This window comes from Azospirillum cavernae (assembly GCF_003590795.1).
In the GTDB taxonomy this organism is placed as follows: domain Bacteria; phylum Pseudomonadota; class Alphaproteobacteria; order Azospirillales; family Azospirillaceae; genus Azospirillum; species Azospirillum cavernae.
The window spans coordinates 2,434,333-2,450,500 of sequence record NZ_QYUL01000001.1; the positions used below are offsets into that span (position 1 = coordinate 2,434,333).

The window sequence follows — 16,168 nt, forward strand, 5'->3', positions numbered from 1 at the left end:
GATCAGGTTTCATTTCGGTTTCCTGGTCCGACATGGACGCCCGGCTGTTCGAGCAGCTGGGCGTTTGTCGTTCCGGGAACATTGGAACAATTGTGGAACAACGCTAAGCGACGCTACGTCTCTCGTCATCGACTTTCTGAAAAGTCCGAGACGACGGCCATCCATCCAACTCCAGCATCAAGGCGCGAGATTCGCACCGCTCGGCATCGTTCAGCAGCATGGCTGCGGTCTCGATAGATCGGCGTTGGATTGCGGCCTGGGCGTCCTCCCGGTCGTCCACAGCCCGCTGGCGCAGTTGCTCCGGCGTCAGATGGTCGATTTGAGGCAGGCTATCCCCTCCCGCGACGCTGACGGTGGCAAGCGCCATTCTCAACGCGACGCTGCCGACCGACTCGGGGATCGGGGGGTGAGCGGTTTGGGTGGTCTCTTCCTCGCCCGCGCCCTTCTCCGCTGCCGCCGAAGCCCAGAGGGCGCCCAACTCAAACGGCGACCGGCACCCGGTCCTGCGCATGATGTCGGCTCGGTGGCATTCGACCGTCTTGGTGCTGATGCCAAGATCGTCGGCGATCACCTTGCTCGAATGCCCGGCTACAATCCTGGCCAGCACATCCTTGCCGCGCGGCGTCAGCTTGGAAAGTCGAAGCGACGCCTGCGCGCCATCGGGAATCGTGGCGGCGGGTTTGTCAATTGGGGCGCAAGGATCCTTGCGCACCCCGCACGCGGCGGTATGCTCACTATCGATCATCGTTGCTTCCTATGGCTCGGGTGATCTGTCGTCTGGGAAACCGGCCGACCAGGGCGCTCGCTTGTTGGCGCAAGCGGGCGCCCATTGGCCTGGCGGTTGGAGATCAGGCTGCGGCCCGAATATCCTCCATGCGCCGCACCTGCGCGAGGCAAGCCATTGGCCGGAGCCCCACGGGAGCGTTCGAGGCGTCTCGGTAGTTGGCGGGCGGCTCCTGCGCGCCAGCCGCGCGGAATGCGGCGCGGGTGTTAGCCCAGCCCTCGTCAAACTCCGGAGTGCCGTAAGCGAACGGGTCGTGGACCGCCACCGTGCCGGGGCCGAAGACCGCCTCGCTGAAGCGCATCAGCCCGACCGTGTCAAGCACAAGGCCGTGCAACGCGTTGTCTGCGGCGACCGTCAAGGCAAACGGCTTGGTCGGGTTGGCTTCCATGGCCCGGAGAATGATGGTCAGGTCGGCCCAAGCGACGTCACGGTCAGTTTCCGAAAAACCGAAACGTTCAACCATAGCGTCACGATAGCGTGTAAAGTCGTAATCAAGAACCCTGCTCATGAAAGTCTCCGGTTGTCGTGCGCACGCGGTCGTGGGGCGCGGGTGATTGCTGAAATCCGAGTTACGAGGCTGGCAAGGGTCGCCAGATCGGTTGCGGCAAATTCGAAGCGCTCCAGGGCCACCTTGACGGCTTTGACCTGGAGGTAGGTTGTTCCTTCGGCGACGCCCCGTCGGCGCGCTATCTCCCTCACCGACAGCCCGGCGCCGAGCGCAGCCAGAACTTCGGCCTCGACCGGCGACAGGTCAAATGCCCGCATCAGCACCGTGGCGATTTCGCGATCATCCTCACCATCTCGTGCCACAGCCAGGACGGCGGTCTCTGGTGTGGTCCCGCTGCTCACGGCCATGATTAGCGGCGATCTGCCTGGACGGCGCAATGGCACATGGCAGGACGGAACGGCGCCCGTTGCGACATGCCCCAAAGTCTGGCGCAACACGAGGTCATCACAATCATCCAGCGCCATGACGGAGCCGTCGCTCGCCAGCGTGAGGCCGTCCGCCGCATCCAGCAGGGCGCCGAAAGCGGCGTTCTGATGGATGGGCATTCCGGTGCTATCCACCAATGCGACAGCAAGGCCGAGGTTGTCTAAGGCCGATTGTAGGCCACGCATTTCGCGCTGCACCCGCACAGCCCACATCACCCCCATGCCTGCGTCGTGGTCGCCGAAGTATCGGTCAACGCCAGACGCCTTCATGTCGAGACGCGCCTGGATGCTGGTCCCGTCGTCCAGACGGAGATGCGAGACGAGCATCCGGCCCCACGGATAGCTATTCACAAAGTCTAAGTTCGGGCTGCTGTGGCGCGCGGCGACGGTATTGGCAAGCCACGTCGCAGGGTCGGCCTTCGCCCCTTTGTTCCCCGTCAATCCAGATCGATACAGGCTCCAGAAAAGTGATCTATAGGTGTCCCTCGGGCCATATGCGCTGCACGGCATGATTCGGCGCTGTTCGTGGTTCGCGCCGATGATGTGGTCTTCCCGGTCGAATACGATAATCGCGCCGCCAGCTTTGTCGGTCGCCTGGATCAAGTCGACAGCGTGAGGTGGCAGAGGAGGTAAGGCCGAAAGCAGCGTCATGGGGAAAGCGCCACAGGTTGAACTTCCCGTTACGCTAGCAGGTCATTTTTGCTCTGAATATGGAAATTTCCATACCGACGATATATTTCGCATAGCCGAGCGGGCCAGTGACAATAAATAAAAACAACTGTTGCAATAATTACTGGAATCTATGTGCATATTCTTGTATTTTCATAAGATATTATCCGCCAGTCAAAGAGTAATTATTTCATTTATATCTTTCTTAATCCGATATTTTTTAGGTGAATTACCTTAAAAATTCCGCCATAACTGATGGTTCGTGCAAAATTTATGTGTGTCACTTTGCTTATTATAGTTGCCGCATACTAGCGGCCGAGGCGCGCTCAACTTGAAAAACACTAAGAGTTTCACCTCTGTAACGAGTGTCAAATTTTGTGACAGCCCGTTGGGTTGCGTATTTTTCCGCAGGTTGATATGGGGTGATGCGTCAAAATTTGCGCGACTCGGAGCGAAATGACCACTCCCGCCCCTCTCCTCAAGGCTGCGCTCTGGGCTGTCGGATCGGCCGCCGCCTTTGCCGCGTCTTCCGCCGCCGCAAAGTTCCTCGGCCAGAAGCTGCCAACCGCCGAGCTGGCCTTCTTTCGGGCGGCCTTCGGTGTCCTGCTGCTGATCGGGGTGTGGCGGTTCGTGTCGGATCTGGGCAAGGCGCGCGATCCTCGGGGGTATGCGATTCGCTGCGGGCTGGGCGTCATCGCCCTCTACAGCTTGATGTACGCCTTCACCGCCATTCCGCTCGCGCTCGCCAGCCTGATCTTTTTTACCCGCGTCCTGCTGCTACCAATCACCGCGCGGCTCATGCTGGGCGAGCGCTCCGGCACGGCGGTGTGGATCGCGGTCGTGATCGGGTTCGTTGGCGCTGCCCTGCCCCTCTGGTCGGCGCTTGCGCTGCCGGAACAGCGGTGGGGCGTCATCGCCGCCTTGGTCGCGTCGGTCGCTTCGGCGGGATCGCAGACGGCGGTCCGCCGACTGACGGCCACGAACTCGGCTGAACTGATCGTGCTGATCTACACCGCCGTGTCGGTGGCCGCGACTCTGCCTGTGGCGGTGCCGGTGTGGGTGTCGCCGCCGGTCGCCGACTGGCCGGTGTTGGTCGTGCTTGGGCTGTGCGCCGTGGTGGCGCAGTTGACCGCAGCGCGCGCCTTCGCCCTGGCCCCTGTGGGATTCCTGGCGCCCTTCGACTTTCTGACGGTGCCAGCCGGCGCCGCGCTCGGCTACCTGCTGTTCAGCGAGGTGCCGTCCGGCCTGGTGCTGGCCGGGTCGGTCATCACCCTGGCCGCTGCGGCGGTGGTCACGTCCGGGGCTTGGCGGGCATCAAGCGCGTGAGTCGTACAGGAGGATGGTCTTGTCCAGAGCGAGCAGCTACGGTGCTTCACGGATTTGGTTCGCTGTAATGGAGTCGCGGATGTTGCTCAGGACAATAGGCGTTGCTGCGACGCTCGTGCTCATGACCGTAACGGCGCAGGCTGCCGACACCGCTTGTCCGCAACATTTCGCCGATGGCGCGCCGCCGAAACTGGTCAACGAAAAGCTTTCCGCCAAGACCCAAGAACTCTGCAACGTCGGCTATGGCCTGCTGCACTCCGGCGTGACCCGCACCGGGCTATGGTCAGCAGAACACCTGACGCGCGAGCGGCTGGATCGGCAAAAAGGGCTGGAACGGAAAAACACGTTTCACTCCGAACAGAGGCTGCCGCCGGACGAACGCGCCGAACTGGCCGACTACGCTCGCTCCGGCTATGACCGTGGGCACATGGCGCCCAGCGGCGACATGCCGGACCCGGTGTCCCAGAACGAGAGCTTCAGTCTGGCGAACATGGTTCCGCAGAACCCCGCCAACAACCGGAACCTCTGGGAGGGCATCGAATCAGCGGTGCGTGACCTGACCCGGCGGAATGGCGAGGTCTACGTCGTCACCGGATCTATCTTCCAGGGGCAGAACCTGAAACGGATCGGGGGGCGGGTGCTGGTGCCGACTCACCTGTTCAAGGCGGTCTACGATCCGAAGAACCGGCAGGCCGCCGCCTACCTCGTGGCCAACGCTGAGGGCGACCAGTACCAGCGGGTGTCCATCGCCGACCTCGTGCAGGTCGCCGGAGTCGATCCGTTCCCTACCCTGCCGACAGCAGTCAAGGCGGCGGTGCTCGACCTGCCGCAACCCAGACCACATGGGAAGGGGGCCAAGAAGGCGCCCGAACCCATCCCGGAAAAATCTGTTTTGGATTACCTGAAACAACTCCTGCGCTGACGAGGCCCAACCACATGCCCACCATCAAGCCCTTCGCAAATGATGCGGACAGCATCGGGATCGGCGGTCTCACCATCGAGAACGGGGTCGATAAGATCGCGGTTTACGGCAACATCGATCTGACCCGCGACAAGGCGGGGCTGGTCCTGGCGCGCGAGTTGAAGGTCCTGGTCGATGGTGTCATCAAGGCGCTTGAGGCGGATAAGGGGCTGCCGGATCAGATCGAGTTGCCGAAGAAACCAGACGAGGTCCAGAACCCCTTCGGCTGAAACGGAGGCGTCATCGCCCCTGCTTCCATCTCGCCACCATGGCATCGGTCACGTCGTTCGCGTAGCAGATCGGTGCCCGACCACCCGGCTTTCTGTAGGCGCTCCGACCACCACACCGCCGACCGTTGCGCATTGTGCTGTAGGGGCAAGCGCAATTGCCGGGGTAGGATCGGATCGAATCGGCGATGATCTGTTGGCGAATCTCGTCGTCGGAGAGGATGGCGTTTCTGGCAAGCGCACTGCCTGCCAGGAACATCGCAATCACCATCGCAGAAGCGGCGCAAAATCGGACAATACCCCGGTTCATGATCGGTCATTCTGGTTCGGCTGACGCAGCTTCGACCATGCGCGCCAAATATAGAGCGTACCCAGCAGAGCCAGCAGGCTCGCAGCCTCCCTGACGATGCGGACGATGGAGATGGGGGTTGGCATGTCCTGTGCCATCGAACCGCCTACTGGACCGTGACGTAATCGGGAGCTGGCGCGAGACGCGGAAATTCGTCGCGAACCTCTTCCATCTCCATCACCCTGCACAGCGCCTCGCGGTAATATCGCAGCAGGTAAACGCGCAGCGCGCCGGTTGTCGACGCCTCGCCTCGTTGCAGGTCAACCTCCGAAACGAGCGCTGCGGGCGCGACGCCCTGAAGCGCAGCAACATGATTCAGAGCATCCCACATGTCCTGCTCCATCCGCAGGCTGGTGCGGCGACCGTTAATCTTCAGGTTGCGACAAATCACGGGAGACTCCGGAGGCTGCATGCGGGTTTATGCAGATTTGCCAGAAGCAACCCCAGACAGTATGTGAAGGACTTCACTCAGGGGGTCAGCTGTCGTAAAGTCGGGTTCCACAATCGCAGAACTCGGGTTGCCATCCATCATCGCCGCATGCCGATAGTAGGATGCGGGCAACACCCTTAGCGCCGACACCAAAGCGGCGGATGTATCGGTGACATCGCCATATCGTCGTTGACGTTCTTCCAGGCGATCCAGGACCGATGCGCACAAGCCGTCGATGTCGAGCTGCTCACGCAGGGCTATGTCCTCCAACGCTCCCCAGAGATACGGCTCAAGCTCGATCATCATATTGCCGATGTGGCGGGCGATAGGCAGTTGCAACATACCCCATCCTCAAAAATTGTTTTTCTTCATAGAGGTGATTCTTGTTAGGATAATCACAGTCAAAATAAATTTGAAACGATTAATGAATTCCCACCTTTGAAATATCTATGGGTGTACCAGCACCCCAAACAGCAAGCCCATCACGGTGATGAAGCAGATCGCTACCATGATGGACATGACCGTAGCGCTGCTGAACCAGCGCGGGCTTGCCCGGCTAGGCAAATCGGCTGCTTTTGCGGCCGGACTGGACAATCAGGCTTAGCCGACCGCCTTCCGCGCCACATCCGCAATCCGCGCCATCCCAGCGGCATAGGCGACCGGGTCCGCCGGGTTGAGTTCTGCGGCGATTTGACAAATCACCTCACCATGTGTCGGTTCGGCTTCAGGTTCGGGCCGCACACCCTGCCCAGCGATCACGGCCCGCGCGACCTTGGCAAGCGATCCGGCTAATGGCGGCTGTCCGGCGTTGCTAGCGTGCCGGACATTGGCGGCGACTGCCGACAGCAACTTGCGCGCCGGGAGCCAGGGAGAGTTCGGGGCGGGTTGGGGCAACAGAGCGTCGAGGATGGACGCGGCAGCCACCGCCATGGCCAGCGTGGCAACGATGCTGGGGTGATCGCCAAGCAGCGTGGCGAGCAGGGTTTCGATGTCCATGATGGTTCCTTTCGGGTTTTTGGTCATGAAAAAGCCCGCGACCGAATGGCGCGGGCGAGGAAGTTGGGAATATCGACCGTCTGGTCAGCGAGCGCGTCAGTTCCCCTTGGCCGGAGCCAAGAGCACCTCAACCTGATCGAGCGCGCCACGGGCCGCCGCCAACGACGCAGCCAGGGTGACACCATCCCCGACGGCTTGAGCCTTGGCAGCACCGTCAATCGCATCACCGGCGACGACGAACGCGGCGTCGATCAGCGGCAACGATTTTGCTGGAAGCCGATCACGGAATACAGTCGCGGTGACGCGCGCAGCTTCCAGCCCGACGCGGATGGTCTGGATGTCCGGGACCGACTGCCCGGTTGGCGTCGTGGTGCATGCGGCGACAAGCAGGCACAGGGCAGCAAGCGCCGCGAAAATGTTGCGGGTCATGATGGGCCTTTCAGGCATGAAAAAAGCCGCCGGGCGGATGCCGGGCGGCCAAGAAAACTGGACTGTTGTCGCGGTTGGGTTCAGCCGCCGGGCCAACCCAGATCAATCCCGGCGGCGTAAGCCGTCAGCGCGTCATCCATCGTTGTCGCCGCATCGATGGCGGCGCTCAACTCCTCCTCGCGGGCGAAGCAGGCCTGCACGAAAACCCCGATGGCCAGCCCGGCGGCGGCCAGGGCGGCCTTGCCGACGCGGGCGAAGCCGTCCGCCGTTTTCCAGACCGTCTCGAAGCCGCCACCGGCCAGCTCGACCTGATTGGCCAGGGTCAGAGCGGTGGACACGTCGTCGCAACTGGCCTTGTCGCTGCGCCAGCGTTGGCCGCCAATCAGAACGCCACGGTCGCGCTCGGTCTTGCGACGCTCGACGACAGCCGCACGCAGCTGGGCGAGCAGGTGGTCGAGCGTCGGCGGCTGGACAGCGCCGTCAACGCACACATAATCGTGCGTGGCCCAGACCGACAACGCGTCAGGAACCCGCACCCACAGAATCGATGGGTGATACAGGCCGGTCGGATCGTCGGTTGCAAACTCGGCGCAAAGGCCGACGTCAATGCGTGCCCACATCATCCACCCCACTTGATATAAACCGCCCCGACGCGACCGGGCGTTCCGGCCCCGCCGGTGAAGGCCAGAGATCCGCCGCTGCCGCCCCCGCCGTAACTGACCCCACCGAAGGTCGCGAATTGAGACCGATATTCGGGGTTGTAGTCACCGCCGATTCCTGTGCCGTCCGCGCCACGCTGGTTGAGATCGTTCGGTCCTGCCGCCCCGCCGGTCGCCGACAACAGCGTTCCGAAGGACGCGGACCCGCCGGGCTGCCCAAGTGATCCGCCCGCCGGAACGACGATGGTGAAAACCTGGCCTGGGGTCACAGGAAGATTGTACTTGATCGACACGCCGCCGTTTCCGGCGGGTCCGCCCTCGGATGAATCGTACTGGCTGGTGTCGTAACCGCCGCCACCGCCGCCGCCCACCACCGTCACCTGGGTCAGCAGCGTGACGCCCACCGGCACCGTGAATGTGGTCGTGCCAGGCGTGGAAAAGATCCATTCGCCCGCTCCAGCGCCTGCGGTGAAGGCCGTCGGCGCGGACCAATCGGACCAGCCCAGCGTGGCGCCTTGATGTTGACACTGGAAATAATAGACGGTCAGCGGCGTGAGAGCGGCGGTCGATGGCAATGTGACGGAGGTCAAGGCCCCGGCGCTGATCCCGCTGTCGTAGACGACCGTGTCGAAGCTGGGCACCGTCGAGACCCGCCAGCGTGACGCCGCGTGCGCGTCCGCTCCGGCGACAACCGAAAACGGCGAGCTGGTCAGGGTCGGCTGGAGCGCGGCCCCAGCCGACCCGTTGGCGGGCGTCAGGTTTGTCGGTCGGGCGACAAAGGAAAAGATCGCCGCGCAGGTGAAGGCCGTCGGCGTGCTGGGGGCCGACCAATGCCCCTCGACGTCAGCGTAAGCAGCCCGCCACCAATAGACGCCGGTCGTCGCCAAAACCAAGTCGGGGACGGCGTAAGAGGCCACGGCCCCCACCGTGCCGCTGTGCAGGATGGTGGCAAAGCTGGGACTTGTGGCGATCTCAAACCGCGCTTGCCCCTGAGCGACCCCGTAGAGCGAATAATAGGGCGACGCCGACAGCGTCGGCGTGCCGCTGACGCCGATCGCGCCCGCCGCCGGACCCAGGTTGATGGGTTGCCGCACCTGCGCCGTCGATGAAATCGTTCGGATGGCCTGGAGCAGCTGGGTATGGTCGCCGCCCGCTGGCGTGAGGCCTGCGGTTTGGATCACCGTCAGCATCTCATTCTGGACGCCGTTGAGCCAGTCGGCGGTGATGACGGTGGCGGGAAGGCCGGTGGCGGGGCTGCCCTCCGTAAAGAGCGACCGCCCCGAGGAGGTCGCGGCGGTCGGATGATCGATGGCGTCCATTCTCACACCTTGATTGTGGTTACGGTTTTGGCCAGCGGCAGATCGATCACGACGGTGACGGTCTCCATCACCGGGCTGCCGTCCACCACGAGGGGATTCCCCTGGGAATCCGTCGCCTGCCGCGTCACCAGAACCGGCTGCGGCGTCGTCTGGCTGCCTCCCGCAGCAAAGCGATATCGGGGCGGGATGTTAGGCAGGTTGAAGGTGGTCGCCCCGTCACCGGCGCCCCAGCGCGTTCCGATCACGCCGAAGAGGTCGAGGTAGGTCTGGCGGGACACCGCGCGACCATCGCAGGCCAGGCGATCCGGCGGCGTCACATCCCCCGCAAAGACCTCCAACGCCCCGGTGGGCGTCACCGCGCTCCGGCTGAACAGGGCGTTCAACTCGGTGCGGATGATCTCCAGCGTCTGACGCAGAGCGCTCAGGCGGGGTGCGGTGCGGAAGAGGCTGGGGTCTACAGAGCTGGTCACGTCATGTCTCCCAAATGGTGAACCCATGATCCCAGCCGATCAGGCCGTCATCCCACGGCGCGGCGTCTGGCGAGGTGTAGGAAAAGCGCACCAGCGTGTGCGCCGCAGCAACCCGGCGCAGGGCTGTCTCGAAAGCCGCCTCGCCCCACGCGGCGAGCGATTCGCCCGCCGCCGATTGACCAGCGCGCGCGTGCGTGGATGTCCATTGGACCAGGCCGATGGACCAGACAAAGGACCAAGCGTCGCCGCAGCAGGGACTCCCGGCTTGAGCGCCACCGGCGCGCGCCGGGCCGTATTGGGTGATGGTGACGTCGAAGCCCAGCGCCTTGGCGTAGGCGGTCAGGTAGGGGATGCTTTGGCCGCCCACGCCGATCAACTGCGCCACCACCGCCGCGCGGCGCTGCTGCAACGTGGTCTGGCCGCTGACCGCGAGCGTGGCTTCCCAATCCGGCAGCAGCTGGTGCGCGCCCGCCGGAAAGGCGTCGCTCAGCAGCGCCGCCGCGTCCGCGCTCTGTCGTTCGTAGACCGCCGCCAGCCCGTCGAGCACCTGGGCCTGCGTCGTGCCTTCCTCACGCGGCCAAATTCGCCCGGTCGGCAGCAGGGCTTGCAAGGCCGCGCGAAAGTCGGCGCGGCTGTAACGTGGCGGCATGGCGACCTCAAACGAAGGTGATGACGCCCAGCGTCAGCATGTGGCCGGGCGGCGCTGAGACGTCGTCCAGCGGCGCGTTGATGTCGAAGCTGGAATCGCCCAGCGCCACCTGCACCGCTTCCCACAGGCGGTTGATTTTCACCGTCCCGCCGGGCGTGGCGTCTTCGCGCAGGCGTTCGATCAGGGCGTCGCGCGCCGCCGCCTGCGAGGACAGGGGGATTCCAGCGATGGTCAGCACCAGCGGCGACGGGATCGGCGCGACGACATAGACCAGCGCCGTCACCGGCTGGAGCGGCCAGAGCGCGTTGGCGACGGTCAGCTGGTCGCCGGTGGCCGGTTGCGCGCGAGTTTCGGCGCTCGCCACGCCGTCCGACCCTTGCGGAAAACCACCATGCGCGGCCTGCGCGTCGTCGAACATCACAAACAGCACGACGGTGCCCAGCCCCGCGCCGTTGCGGACGCACCAGGACCGCGTCACGCCGGGGACGGCGAGCGCCCAGCTGACGAAATCGTCATGCGCGCCGCCCATCGCCGTGATCTGGTAGGCGGTCAGCATGCGGGTGCGCAGCTCCTCGTCCGCCTCGACATCCGCCCCGCCGATCAGCGCGCCGCTCGTGCCCGACGACGGCACGCCGGAAACCGCTTGCGACAAGGCGAAGGCCGCGCCCGCGTCGGTGTTGCCGCCCGCCCCCGGCTCGTCGGCGCGGACCGGGACGCTCGCCGTTCCAGCAACCCCAACGGCAACCGTCTGGGTGCTGGTGAACGCCCGGCCATCGGCGGCGCGGGCGATGGCCGTTCCGCTCGGGATCACGGCGCCGACGGCCCCGGCGAAGGTCACGATTCCGGTCGCGGCGGCGGCGGGCTTGCGGGTGACGCCCTTCAGGGCCGCCCAGCCCTCCAGGGCCTCGTCGGTGCAGGTGAAGGGGACGGCCTGCTTGGCGATCCAGTCCAGATAGCCGTAATGCAGATGCGCCAGCCCGGCTTGAGCCGCCCCCAGCACCCCAAGCACCGACCGCCGCAACAGGTTGGCCCCACCATCGACCGCCGAGGCGACGTCCTGCGCCACCTGCTGGCGGATGTCGGTGAGGGTTGGACGCGAAAACGGCATCAGGCGACTCCTTGCCAAGCCCAATCAAAGTTAAAGCTGGTCGATTGGCCGTCGCTGCGGTGGGCGATCACCCAGACGCCCAAGGTCGAGCGGCGCGCCCATTCCACGCGGATCGTGAAGCGCGCGACCACGCCGTCGTCGATCAGCCATTGCAGCGCCTCGGCGACGTAATCGGCGGCGCGCCGCCGGGTCTCTTCCGTCTGCTTGGCGCGGTCGAGCAGCCACAGCCGCGAGCCGATCTCGCGATCCCCCCACCACCCGCGCCGGTCGCCCGAGCCATCGGGCGGGCTGTCGGAGGCGGTCGCCGAGCGGTCGGTGAACAGGCTGAGAAGGATGGCGGTGGCCAGATCGTCGCCCGTGTCCAGATCGCCAGAGACCAGGGACCAATCGCCCCGCGCGTCGTTGGCGATCCAGGACACCAGGATGTCGGCCATGGCTATTCCTGTTGGTTGGGGATGGCCGTGCTGGCCCCGCCCGGCTGCACGCCGTTGTGCGTGTGCTCGTTATAAATGGCCCGCATGCTGGCCATGCTGCGCCCGCCGCCGCCGACCTGGTCAATGATGTCGCCCGTCACCTCCAGCAGCGGCGCCTCGATGCGGACTTTCGCGCTTGCCTTGATCGTCAGGCTGGGGGTGTCCTCAATCGTGATCGGCAGCCCCGCGCCCTTGACGACGATGCCGTTGCGGGTCAAATGGACCGATTGGCCGAGGTCGTCGTAGAGGCAGACCTCTCCACCGGCCAGCCCCTTTGGCCGAGCGCCCTGATTGCCGCTGGCCACCACCACGCCCATTGAGCGGTCGCCGCCGACGAACAGCAGCACGACGTCGCTGCCGATCGGCGGGACCGACGAGAGGCCGTATTCGATGAGGCGCGGGGTGTTGTCGCGCAGCTCATCGACGCCCAAGCGGACCTGCATCGTCTGCACCGCGCCGCCATCGGTGACGGCGGTGATCCGGCCCCGGCCAATCGCCAGCAGCGCGCGGGTGTAAAGGCGCTCGATCAGTCCCGGATCGCTCATGGCCGCGCCCCCGGCGTGACGTCTGACAGGATAGGGACCAGCACGGTCGGGGCCAGCTCGAAGGCGGATGGCGGCATCAGCACCAGGCTGGCCGAGGTGCCGGACGGGCCGCGCTGATACGTCACCTCGGCGATGATCCATGTTGCGTCCAGGTGCAGGCTGGGCAGCGTGACCCGCGCCAGCCGGTTCGGCGTCCACAGCTCGCCCGCCGCGTCGCGCCAGCTGTCCACAGTCAACCGCACCTGGAAGGAGCGCCCCGCGCGCCGGGCCATTTCCCAGCGGCCCCGCTGCTCCGACAGCCCCAGCGCCACGATCCCGGATTCGGCGATGATGAAGCGCTTGCGGTGGCGCGTCACCCCGGCGTCGCGCACGATGGCCCGGATGTCGCCGTCAGGACCAGCCTCGCCCAAGGGCGCCATGGAGAGGGAGCGCACGACGTATTCTGAAAAGCGCTGATCCATCGAGAACAGGGCGACGGCACTCTCGACATTCGCGCCCTGGGCGAAACCGCTGGCGTGCTCGACCGTTCCGACGCGCGACAGGACGAGGTTGCCGTCCGGCCCGTCGTAAGCCAGCAGAGCGCGAAACCGGGCGATCCGCTCGATCACCGCGAAGGGCGTCTCGCCCCACATGAGATTGATCTGCGGGATCGGCGGACCGACGTCGGTCAAGGCGCTGACCGTGACGCCATAGGGCTGGGCCAGCTTCGCGGCGATGCTCAACACGTCGGCGCTGCTGATCTGGTTGCTGGGCCATTCCGCCGAACAATCGACCAAATCCTGGCATTTCCCGCGCCCCGTCACCCGCAGGCTGTGCGACTGGCGGTCAATGGCTGGGATGAAGCGGTCCACATAGCCGGTCAGCACCAGATCGGAGCCGAGCAGCACCTGGCATTCATCGCCCTCCTTGACGACGACGCTCGCCACCTCGCCCGGAAAGCGCTCGGTGAAGGTGATGTCGAAGTCGGACGGCAAGCGTTCGACGCCGCGCGTCACCCGCAGCTGCTGCCAGCCGGAGAGCTTGCGCCCGGCGGCGCCGCCAATCACCAGGGTCAGGTCGTCGATCATCATCACTCCGCCAAGGCGTTGAAGGAGACCGGCAGAAAGGCCGGGTGGATCGCGCCGGATTGCTCGACCAGCTCGTCGCTGCGCGCAGGGTCCTGGTAGAGCCGCTGCGCCAACACCAAAGCGGGTTGCGGGCGGGCTGTGGACACGACCACGCGGCGCGTGAGGCTGGCTCCGCGCTCGGTCAAATCAACCGAGACGGCGGTGCGCAGGGCGCGCAGCGCCTGGTAGGTCTGGTCCTGCCCGGCGTCGCCCGCCCGCGTCATTTCGGCGTCGATCAGCTCCACCACCCGGCTGCGCGTCTCAACCGCCTGGTCGTGCGATGGCGGCTCATACCGCGCGGCGGCCCGCGCCACCTCCGCCAAGGCGGCGCGCCGCACCAGCGTGGCCGTGGCCGTGGCCGCCGGGGTCGGCGACGGCGACGGCCCGAAGGGGCGCCCCTGAACCGACGGTCCCTGAACTGACGGGGGAGACCGGCGAAAAACTGGCCAGCGGCGTCAGCAGGCGCAGCGCGTCCGTCGCGTTGGGGGTGGCGCGGGCGGCGGCGGACACCAGCGCGGCGACGCTCGCGGCGGCGGTTGGCAGGCTCGCCGCCGTCAACGCGTTCGCCTGCGCCATCGCGTCCGCGCCCGCCTGCGCCACCGTCGCCCGCCGCGCCGCCGTGGCGGCCTTCAGGGCGGGGAGAGTGGCGGGGAAAGCCGTCGTCGCGCCACGCCGCCGACCCTGGACCTTTGTGCCGCCGATGAAGCGACCGAACGCTCCGGGCAGGTCGCGCACGGCGTTGTAGAGGTTCGTCGCGTCGTCGATCAGGCGAAAGACCGCCCGGACATAGACGCCGACCGCGCTGACGATCTGCCGCAAGATGGCCGATCCCTGCTTGAGCAACCCGCCCACCGTTTGGACGAAATCCAGAACGGCGGCGGCTCCGACGGCGTCCGCCGCCGCCTCGATCTGGCCGACGCTGGTCGCGCCGCCCTCGGGAAACTGGAGCTTTCCCGCCTCGACGCAATCCAGCGTGATTTCGAACACCCGGCCTTCGCGGCGGCGCTCAACGACGTGAAAGCGCAGCAGAGCGACCGATTTCCGACCCAAGGTCGGATGAACCAACTCGGCCTCGCCCGCCGTCTCGCACGCCCGCACCAGCCGGTCGCGCTGGGCCAGCACGTCGCCCCCGCCATACTGGACCGACCCCTCGACCAGGAATCCGATCAGGCTGATGCGGCGCGGCCCGCGCCCCAAATCCTCCACCCACACCGAATCCCGGTAGGGGTATTCATGGACGGCGACGCGGCGGCCAAACTCCGAGGCCGATCCGATGACGCCGAAGGGCACGCCCCGAAACGACGCGGTCTGAAGGCGGGTGTGCCACGGCCCGGCGCCGCCGTCGAACCCGGCCAGATCGACGCCCAAGCGACCAGCGGCGTTGGTGACGCGATCCAGCGCGCCGCCAAGGGCCTGATAGGCGTTGCGGTTGGGCATCACGGCCTCGCAAAGTCGGGAGTGGAGTAATTGACGCGTGTTGGCGCGAAGATGCTGTCCGGCTGGCCCTGCACCGACGCCGTCGTTCCCGGCGGCACAGCGCCGGAGAAGCGCACGTCAACCTGGATCGGTTGCCCCTGTTGCGGCCCTGTTGGCCGGGTTGCCCCGGATTGGCGGTGGCCGCCCGCGCTTGTTCCGCCTGCGCCTTGGCGAGGTCCGACAGCAACACCGAATAATTCGGCACCGGCGTTGGCTTTTCCCCGAACACGCCGGGCTTGTAGAAGCTGTGGTCGCCGATTTCCGCCGACCGCAGATCGTCCCGGCCCCGACCGAAATCAGTGCCGCGCCGCTCGGAAATGTCGCGGTTGAGGAAATAGGTGGCGCCGCCGGTCGGGTCGGTCCGCCGCCCGCTGGCGATCCCGTCCAGGATGCCTTGCACCGTCGCCCGTTGCGCTCCGGATCCCGATGGCAGGTTCCGCCAGTCGCCACCCGCCCGCATCACCGGCTCGAACTGACCGCGCTGGTTGACCAGGTCGGGGATGGACCCGCCCCACGCTGGATGGGCCGATCGGTTCAGGACCGTCCGCACCACCCCTTCCAACCCCACAGCCCCCTGGTTTCCCGCCTCGGCGATGGCGACGCGGGTCAACGCCTCCACCGCCGTCGGATCGAGGGTGATCGCCTTGGCGTCCGCGCCGACCGTCACGGGCGGGACAGCCGTCGGCAGAGCGGCGGCTGTGGATTGCGGCGCGGCGACGGCGGGCGCCGACGGCGCGGCGGCGGGAGGCACGGCGGCGTTGGCGGGGGTGACGAACAGGCTCCGCCACCAGGATTTCTCCGGTGGCTGGCCTGGGGGCGCGGCGATGGCGGGTTTTTCCTCCGGCGTGGCCGATTTCAGGCTGAAATGTGGCAGCCAGCTCGGCCAGCCGGAATCTTCCCGCTGCTTCTTTTCTTCGGTCGTCTGTTCACGGACGCCAAACCGGAACGGCTCGGCTTTGCTGATCTTGTCCAGCTCGCCACGGACGAAATCGCCGATCCCGTTCCAATGTTCGTAGATCAGGGCCGCCCCCTGGACGATCCCCGCGATCAGGCCCAGCACCGGGTGAAACCGCGCCACACGGCCACCACCCCCAAAGCGACGCCGACCTCGGCCAATCCGCCGCCAACGGCTTGTTGGCCGCCGCCCAATCGGCGGTTTTGTCGATGATGCCGCCAAATCGGTCAGCGTAAGACGCCTCAATCGTGGCCCCAACGCCTTGGGCGGCGGCTTTCAGCCGATTGAGCGACTGTCCCAACTC

The 16,168-nt window shown here is 65.9% G+C and carries 23 protein-coding genes; 3 read left to right on the forward strand and 20 right to left on the reverse strand.

Going from position 1 to position 16,168, the window contains the following annotated elements; all coding sequences use genetic code 11:
• Nucleotides 1-103: 103 nt before the first annotated feature.
• From D3877_RS30830 to D3877_RS11335, 3 genes are all read right to left on the reverse strand, one after another.
• Entirely contained in the window at nt 104-745 is a 642-nt protein-coding gene (locus tag D3877_RS30830) for a LuxR C-terminal-related transcriptional regulator (protein WP_119830662.1), read from the reverse strand.
• 103 nt (nt 746-848) lie between these two features.
• Nucleotides 849-1,292, reverse strand: coding sequence for a hypothetical protein (locus D3877_RS11330; protein ID WP_119830663.1), 444 nt, complete (start codon nt 1,290-1,292; stop codon nt 849-851).
• Nucleotides 1,289-2,368 (reverse strand): helix-turn-helix transcriptional regulator, encoded by a 1,080-nt coding sequence (locus D3877_RS11335; RefSeq protein WP_119830664.1) that lies wholly within the window; start codon nt 2,366-2,368, stop codon nt 1,289-1,291. The genes D3877_RS11330 and D3877_RS11335 overlap by 4 nt, the downstream gene beginning before the upstream one ends.
• A 474-nt stretch (nt 2,369-2,842) precedes the next feature.
• On the opposite strand from D3877_RS11335, the gene D3877_RS11340 reads away from it, so the two are divergent.
• The 3 genes from D3877_RS11340 (at nt 2,843) to D3877_RS11350 (ending at nt 4,903) form a co-directional block, all read left to right on the forward strand.
• On the forward strand, nt 2,843-3,712 hold the full coding sequence (locus D3877_RS11340) for a DMT family transporter (protein ID WP_119830665.1): 870 nt from the start codon (nt 2,843-2,845) through the stop codon (nt 3,710-3,712).
• A 79-nt stretch (nt 3,713-3,791) separates the two neighbouring features.
• Nucleotides 3,792-4,634 (forward strand): DNA/RNA non-specific endonuclease, encoded by an 843-nt coding sequence (locus D3877_RS11345; RefSeq protein WP_119830939.1) that lies wholly within the window; start codon nt 3,792-3,794, stop codon nt 4,632-4,634.
• Between the two features lie 14 nt (nt 4,635-4,648).
• Entirely contained in the window at nt 4,649-4,903 is a 255-nt protein-coding gene (locus D3877_RS11350; RefSeq protein WP_119830666.1) for a hypothetical protein, read from the forward strand.
• Between the two features lie 10 nt (nt 4,904-4,913).
• On the opposite strand, the gene D3877_RS11355 is transcribed toward D3877_RS11350, so the two are convergent.
• The 17 genes from D3877_RS11355 to D3877_RS11430 form a co-directional block, all read right to left on the reverse strand.
• Complete coding sequence (locus tag D3877_RS11355) at nt 4,914-5,210, reverse strand: hypothetical protein (protein WP_119830667.1); 297 nt, start codon at nt 5,208-5,210, stop codon at nt 4,914-4,916.
• On the reverse strand, nt 5,207-5,335 hold the full coding sequence (locus D3877_RS30835; protein ID WP_274379618.1) for a hypothetical protein: 129 nt from the start codon (nt 5,333-5,335) through the stop codon (nt 5,207-5,209). Before D3877_RS30835 ends, D3877_RS11355 begins: the two co-directional genes overlap by 4 nt.
• Before the next feature lie 20 nt (nt 5,336-5,355).
• A complete protein-coding gene (locus tag D3877_RS11360) occupies nt 5,356-5,640 on the reverse strand; it encodes a ribbon-helix-helix domain-containing protein (RefSeq protein ID WP_158599875.1) in 285 nt (94 codons plus the stop codon).
• Between the two features lie 27 nt (nt 5,641-5,667).
• Complete coding sequence (locus D3877_RS11365) at nt 5,668-6,021, reverse strand: ribbon-helix-helix domain-containing protein (protein WP_119830669.1); 354 nt, start codon at nt 6,019-6,021, stop codon at nt 5,668-5,670.
• 258 nt (nt 6,022-6,279) lie between these two features.
• Nucleotides 6,280-6,675, reverse strand: coding sequence for a hypothetical protein (locus tag D3877_RS11370; RefSeq protein WP_119830670.1), 396 nt, complete (start codon nt 6,673-6,675; stop codon nt 6,280-6,282).
• A 96-nt stretch (nt 6,676-6,771) separates the two neighbouring features.
• Complete coding sequence (locus D3877_RS11375; protein ID WP_119830671.1) at nt 6,772-7,104, reverse strand: hypothetical protein; 333 nt, start codon at nt 7,102-7,104, stop codon at nt 6,772-6,774.
• An 80-nt stretch (nt 7,105-7,184) separates the two neighbouring features.
• A complete protein-coding gene (locus D3877_RS11380; RefSeq protein ID WP_147395159.1) occupies nt 7,185-7,727 on the reverse strand; it encodes a DUF4376 domain-containing protein in 543 nt (180 codons plus the stop codon).
• Complete coding sequence (locus D3877_RS11385; protein WP_119830673.1) at nt 7,724-9,082, reverse strand: glycine-rich domain-containing protein; 1,359 nt, start codon at nt 9,080-9,082, stop codon at nt 7,724-7,726. The genes D3877_RS11380 and D3877_RS11385 overlap by 4 nt, the downstream gene beginning before the upstream one ends.
• A gap of 2 nt (nt 9,083-9,084) precedes the next feature.
• Nucleotides 9,085-9,552, reverse strand: coding sequence for a phage tail protein (locus D3877_RS11390; protein ID WP_238474835.1), 468 nt, complete (start codon nt 9,550-9,552; stop codon nt 9,085-9,087).
• Between the two features lies 1 nt (nt 9,553).
• Nucleotides 9,554-10,201, reverse strand: a complete 648-nt coding sequence (locus D3877_RS11395; RefSeq protein ID WP_119830675.1) for a YmfQ family protein — start codon at nt 10,199-10,201, stop codon at nt 9,554-9,556.
• A gap of 7 nt (nt 10,202-10,208) precedes the next feature.
• Nucleotides 10,209-11,309 (reverse strand): baseplate J/gp47 family protein, encoded by a 1,101-nt coding sequence (locus D3877_RS11400; RefSeq protein WP_119830676.1) that lies wholly within the window; start codon nt 11,307-11,309, stop codon nt 10,209-10,211.
• Nucleotides 11,309-11,743, reverse strand: a complete 435-nt coding sequence (locus D3877_RS11405) for a phage GP46 family protein (RefSeq protein WP_119830677.1) — start codon at nt 11,741-11,743, stop codon at nt 11,309-11,311. Before D3877_RS11405 ends, D3877_RS11400 begins: the two co-directional genes overlap by 1 nt.
• A gap of 2 nt (nt 11,744-11,745) precedes the next feature.
• The gene (locus tag D3877_RS11410) at nt 11,746-12,327 is read right to left on the reverse strand and encodes a phage baseplate assembly protein V (protein WP_119830439.1); all 582 of its coding nucleotides are present in this window, start codon (nt 12,325-12,327) and stop codon (nt 11,746-11,748) included.
• Nucleotides 12,324-13,397: a phage baseplate assembly protein gene (locus D3877_RS11415; protein WP_199720745.1), complete on the reverse strand. Its 1,074-nt coding sequence runs from the start codon at nt 13,395-13,397 to the stop codon at nt 12,324-12,326. Before D3877_RS11415 ends, D3877_RS11410 begins: the two co-directional genes overlap by 4 nt.
• Nucleotides 13,397-13,771 carry a hypothetical protein gene (locus D3877_RS11420; protein ID WP_119830678.1) on the reverse strand — a complete coding sequence of 125 codons (375 nt, stop codon included), beginning with the start codon at nt 13,769-13,771 and terminating at the stop codon, nt 13,397-13,399. Before D3877_RS11420 ends, D3877_RS11415 begins: the two co-directional genes overlap by 1 nt.
• Complete coding sequence (locus D3877_RS30560) at nt 13,722-14,723, reverse strand: DNA circularization N-terminal domain-containing protein (RefSeq protein WP_238474859.1); 1,002 nt, start codon at nt 14,721-14,723, stop codon at nt 13,722-13,724. The genes D3877_RS11420 and D3877_RS30560 overlap by 50 nt, the downstream gene beginning before the upstream one ends.
• Nucleotides 14,665-15,987 (reverse strand): cell wall hydrolase, encoded by a 1,323-nt coding sequence (locus D3877_RS11430; RefSeq protein WP_147395161.1) that lies wholly within the window; start codon nt 15,985-15,987, stop codon nt 14,665-14,667. Before D3877_RS11430 ends, D3877_RS30560 begins: the two co-directional genes overlap by 59 nt.
• Nucleotides 15,988-16,168 lie beyond the last annotated feature (181 nt).